This window comes from Roseateles sp. P5_B10 (genome assembly GCF_056400485.1).
On the sequence record NZ_JBFULE010000462.1, the window covers coordinates 1 to 4,213 of the forward strand.

A 4,213-nucleotide genomic window follows, 5' to 3' on the forward strand; every position below is an offset into this window, starting at 1 on the left:
TTGGGCAGGTGGCGCCCGCGGCGGATGGGCGTCGTCGCTCACGGCGGCTTCGGTGCTCGAAATGACGCAGGAGGCGCCGGAGCCCCTGCCTGGCGGGTTGGCCGGCCGGCCAGCTGGCCTTCATAGCCCTCCAGCATTGCGCCGATCTGGATGCCCTCGTCGTTGACGTGGAACAGGCGCAGCTCGTTGGAGTGCGCGCTGGCGCGGACCTTGACGACGGCCAGCACGCGTTGCAGGCGGCTGGCCACCTCGATATACCGCTGCACGATGATGGCGTCGGTCAGGAAGGCCGTGCCATAGGGACTGAAGCGCAGGTCRTCATAGCGGTCTTCCAGCTCCGACGTCATCAACAGCGTGGCGCCGGTGCTGGCCAGTGCGGTGACCATGCGCGCGAGCGACTCGCGGAAATCCTCGCGGAAGGTTGGCGCGAGCGCGAGCTCGAAGCCCGACAGCGAGTCGATGACCACGCGGCTCGCGCCCAGGCGTTGGATCGCCGCGATCAGCAAAATCGACAGTTCGTCGACCGACATGCCAGCCGCCTGCGTGTCCACAAGCCCGACGCGGCCGCTCCCGACCAGCTCGGCCACCACCGGCGTGCGCGAGAGATTTGGGCGCTGCTCGAAGGAGGCGATGACGCCCGTCTCGCCGCGCCGTGCGCCTTCTGCAAGAAAGGCCGAGGCCAGGATGGTCTTGCCCGAACCCGAGGGCCCCGCCACCAGCAGTGAGTAGCCGCGTGGCAGGCCGCCGCCCATCAAGGCGTCAAGGTCGGGCACGCCGATGCTGAGCCGCTCGCCTGTTTCAGCGCCCGCATTGACGGGCGGAAACGACTGCAGCACGGGCGGAAAGACGGTGATGCCGTCAGAACCGATGCGGAAGGTGTGCAGGCCGGGTGAAGTCGCCTGACCGCGCAACTTCATGACTTCCATGTTGCGCACGACGGAGTTGCGCTTGGTGCTCTGGCGCAGCCAGATCAGACCATCGGCGACGGTGAAGACCGGGTTGGGATCGGCGTCGGTGAAGTACTCGCCGATCAGGAAGGTCGTTGCCTGCCAGCTGGTCATCAACATGCCGAGCTGTTGGACGAAATGCTGCAAGGTGATGTAGCTGTTGCCGTTGCCCTGGCTGGCCAGCATGACCGAGCGGAAGGAGTCGACGAAGACCAGGCCGGGGCGATGCTGCTCGACAGCAGCAACGATCTTTTCGAGCACCTTGTCCAGATCCCCGGCGGCGGTGTCGTCGGCCAGGTTGATGAAGTAGATCGAACGGTTGACCTCGTCGCTGTCGAAAAACTCGAATTGCTGCATGTAGCGCAGCATCTTCAGCGGCGGTTCGCCAAGCACGGTGAAATAAAGCGCCGGTCGTTCGGGCGTGGCAMGCGCGAACATCATCTGGTGCGCCAACGTTGTCTTCCCGCAGCCCGGCGGGCCGGCAATGATGTTGAACGAGAACTCCGGCAGGCCACCGCCCAGCACCTGGTCCAAGCCCTGCACGCCTGTGGCCAGGCGGTTGATGGTTGCTTTGGCGGTGGTCATGTCTGGGAGTCCTGTGCGGGCGCGTCGGTGGAAGGGGGTGCCCATACGGGATCCAGCAGCCGCTCCGTGAGCGTGGCGCCGATCAGGCTGGACAGGAGGTCGTAGAAGGTACTCAGCAACGCAGCATTCAGCGCGGCGGCTTCGGCGCTGGCTTGACCCGCCAGGACCGCGCGCAATGCACGGAAATCGCCAGGGCGGGCATCCGCATTTGCAGCGGCGGCCAGCGCAGGATGAGCGGTTCGCGTGAGGTGCAGGCTGCGCTTGAGCAGCGCTGCAACGCCATGGCGCCCGACGATGGGTGACAAGGCGGCGTCGATCCGGCGCCAGACCTCACAGGATGCGTCGGCAATCACCGCCGCACTGGCGCCCTCTGCGAGCTGACGTGCCAGGACCGCTTCGATATGTTGCGGTCCAGTTGACATGCACGACCCCATCAGTTGCCGCAATGCGGACTGACGGATGGTACCCCCCCCCGCGTGGCTAGTACTGACCGATGAACTGGAAGTGAAGCTCGGGCGACTGCGGAAAGTCCGCCGCCCTCAGCTTGGCCATGACGTTAGCGGCGAGAGAAGAGAGCTGCTCGACGGATTGCGTCACGTACTGATCATGCTCGATGCCCAGTGAGGCCAGCCTTGTGCCGATGTACAGGAAGTAGTCTTCACCGTCTGTCATGCGTCCCGTGTAGGTTTCCAGCCCGACCGACCTCGCCTTCTGGCAACGGACATCGCTGCCCGTATCGCAGGCGTCAAGCCCCTCCTCGTCGTCAGGGTCGAGCTCGAACTTGATGCCGTAGAAGGCGATGAATGCGTCCGCTCCCATGGTGCTGCCTTTCAATGTCTGACGGTGATCGATGGCCTACGCCATCGTGCCTCTCATCTCCATCGCCGCTCGCCAGCGCCGCAGATGGGGATGCTCGTCACCGGGCTTGACCTTGACGACCCGCGCAAAGTCCACCGCCACCACGGCCGTGATGTCGGCAATGCTGAACTGGCCAGCGGCGATGAAGTCGCGCTCCGCCAGATGCGCGTTCAGCATCGCAAAGAAGGCCTGCACCCGCGCCTGCCCGCGCTCGGCCAGCGCCGGGATCTGCGCGTAGTCCAGCGGCCCCGCCAGCGCGCGGTTGACCATGGCCGGGCTGCTGTTGCGGAATGCCTCGGCAATCGCCAGCAGGCCTTCGAACTCGACGCGCCACTGCCAGCCCGCGATCTCGGCCTTGTCGAGCGGGCTGCGGCCGAGCAGCGGCGGCTCGGGGAAACGCGCCTCGATGTAGGCCGCAATCGCGGCGTTGTCGGTCAGCACGGCGCCTTCCTCCGTCACCAGCGCCGRCACCGTGCACTGCGGGTTGATGCGCCGGAACGCCTCGCCCATCTGCTCGCCATTGCGCAGGTCGACCTGCACCGTTTCGTGCGGCGCCCCCTTCTCGGCCAACAGGATGCGCGCGCGGCGCGGGCTGGGCGCGGTGGCGCAGTCGTAGAGCGTGATCATGGCGCCGCCAGCTTGTCTTGCGTCTTGGTGTCGAAGTCGCTGGCCTCGTGGCGCTCGTGCAGCTGGCTGCTGGGTTCGCCCCAGGTGCGGTTGACCTTGCGGCCGCGCTTGACGGCCGGGCGCAGGGCGACCTCGTCAGCCCAGCGGATGACGTGGGTGTACTCCTGCACCGACAGGAACTCACCGGCGCCGTAGAGCTGCCCCTTGGCGAGCGCGCCATACCAGGGCCAGATGGCCATGTCGGCAATGCTGTAGGCCTCGCCCGCCAGATAGGGCGCTTCAGCCAGCCGGCGGTTCAGCACATCGAGCTGGCGCTTGACCTCCATSGCATAGCGGTCGATGGSGTAYTCSWKCTTGGTSGGYGCATAGGCRTAGAARTGSCCGAAGCCGCCGCCRAGGAAGGGSGYGCTGCCCATCTGCCAGAACAGCCAGCTCAGCGCCTCGGCGCGCGCCGCACCACCTTCGGGCAAGAAGGCGCCACCGAACTTTTCGGAAAGGTAGACAAGGATGGCGCCCGACTCGAACACCCGCACCGGTTCTGGCCCGCTGTGGTCCACCAGGGCCGGAATCTTGGAATTGGGATTGGCCTCGACAAAGCCGCTGCCGAACTGTTCGCCCTCGTTGATGCGCACCAGCCAGGCGTCGTATTCGGCGCCGGTGTGGCCCAGCGCCAGCAGTTCCTCCAGCATCACGGTGACCTTGACGCCATTGGGCGTGCCCAGCGAATACAGCTGCAGCGGATGGCGGCCAACGGGCAGCGCCTTGTCATGGGTGGCGCCGGCGATGGGGCGATTGATGCTGGCGAACTGGCCGCCGCTGGCCTTGTCCCAGGTCCAGACCTGGGGCGGGATGTAGTCGGTCGTTGTCGGATCGGTCATGCAGGCGTTCCAGGATGCAAACCCGGCAACGCTAGCGCAAAAGCCGGTCACACCTCGCAAGCCTGCAAACCAGAGGGGCATCTCGATGCCAGCGAAAATGCCGCCCATGCGCATCGACTTCATTTCCGACATCGTCTGCCCCTGGTGTGCCATCGGCCTGTATTCGCTGGAAGCGGCGGCGGCCCGCATCCCTGGGCTGGAACTGGACCTGCACTTCCACCCCTTCGAGCTCAACCCCGGCATGAAACCCGAGGGCCAGGACATCGAGGAGCACCTGGCCGAGAAATACGGTGCCAGCCCCGCGGCGCTGGCCGGCAC

At 66.1% G+C, this 4,213-nt stretch carries 6 protein-coding genes; 1 reads left to right on the forward strand and 5 read right to left on the reverse strand.

The window, feature by feature from the left end; genetic code table 11:
• Positions 1–38: 38 nt before the first annotated feature.
• The 5 genes from AC1DU6_RS21885 to yghU are packed head-to-tail and all read right to left on the reverse strand — an operon-like array spanning position 39 to position 3,895.
• A complete protein-coding gene (locus tag AC1DU6_RS21885; protein ID WP_477859574.1) occupies positions 39–1,532 on the reverse strand; it encodes an ATPase domain-containing protein in 1,494 nt (497 codons plus the stop codon).
• The gene (locus tag AC1DU6_RS21890) at positions 1,529–1,954 is read right to left on the reverse strand and encodes a hypothetical protein (RefSeq protein WP_457323316.1); all 426 of its coding nucleotides are present in this window, start codon (positions 1,952–1,954) and stop codon (positions 1,529–1,531) included. Before AC1DU6_RS21890 ends, AC1DU6_RS21885 begins: the two co-directional genes overlap by 4 nt.
• A gap of 58 nt (positions 1,955–2,012) precedes the next feature.
• Positions 2,013–2,351, reverse strand: coding sequence for a hypothetical protein (locus AC1DU6_RS21895; protein WP_477859576.1), 339 nt, complete (start codon positions 2,349–2,351; stop codon positions 2,013–2,015).
• Between the two features lie 36 nt (positions 2,352–2,387).
• Positions 2,388–3,017: a glutathione S-transferase family protein gene (locus tag AC1DU6_RS21900; RefSeq protein ID WP_477859578.1), complete on the reverse strand. Its 630-nt coding sequence runs from the start codon at positions 3,015–3,017 to the stop codon at positions 2,388–2,390.
• Positions 3,014–3,895, reverse strand: a complete 882-nt coding sequence (yghU, locus tag AC1DU6_RS21905; RefSeq protein ID WP_477859580.1) for a glutathione-dependent disulfide-bond oxidoreductase — start codon at positions 3,893–3,895, stop codon at positions 3,014–3,016. The genes AC1DU6_RS21900 and yghU overlap by 4 nt, the downstream gene beginning before the upstream one ends.
• A gap of 106 nt (positions 3,896–4,001) precedes the next feature.
• Here yghU and AC1DU6_RS21910 point away from each other — a divergent pair.
• A partial coding sequence (locus AC1DU6_RS21910) for a DsbA family protein (RefSeq protein ID WP_477859582.1) occupies positions 4,002–4,213 on the forward strand: 212 nt, incomplete at its 3' end.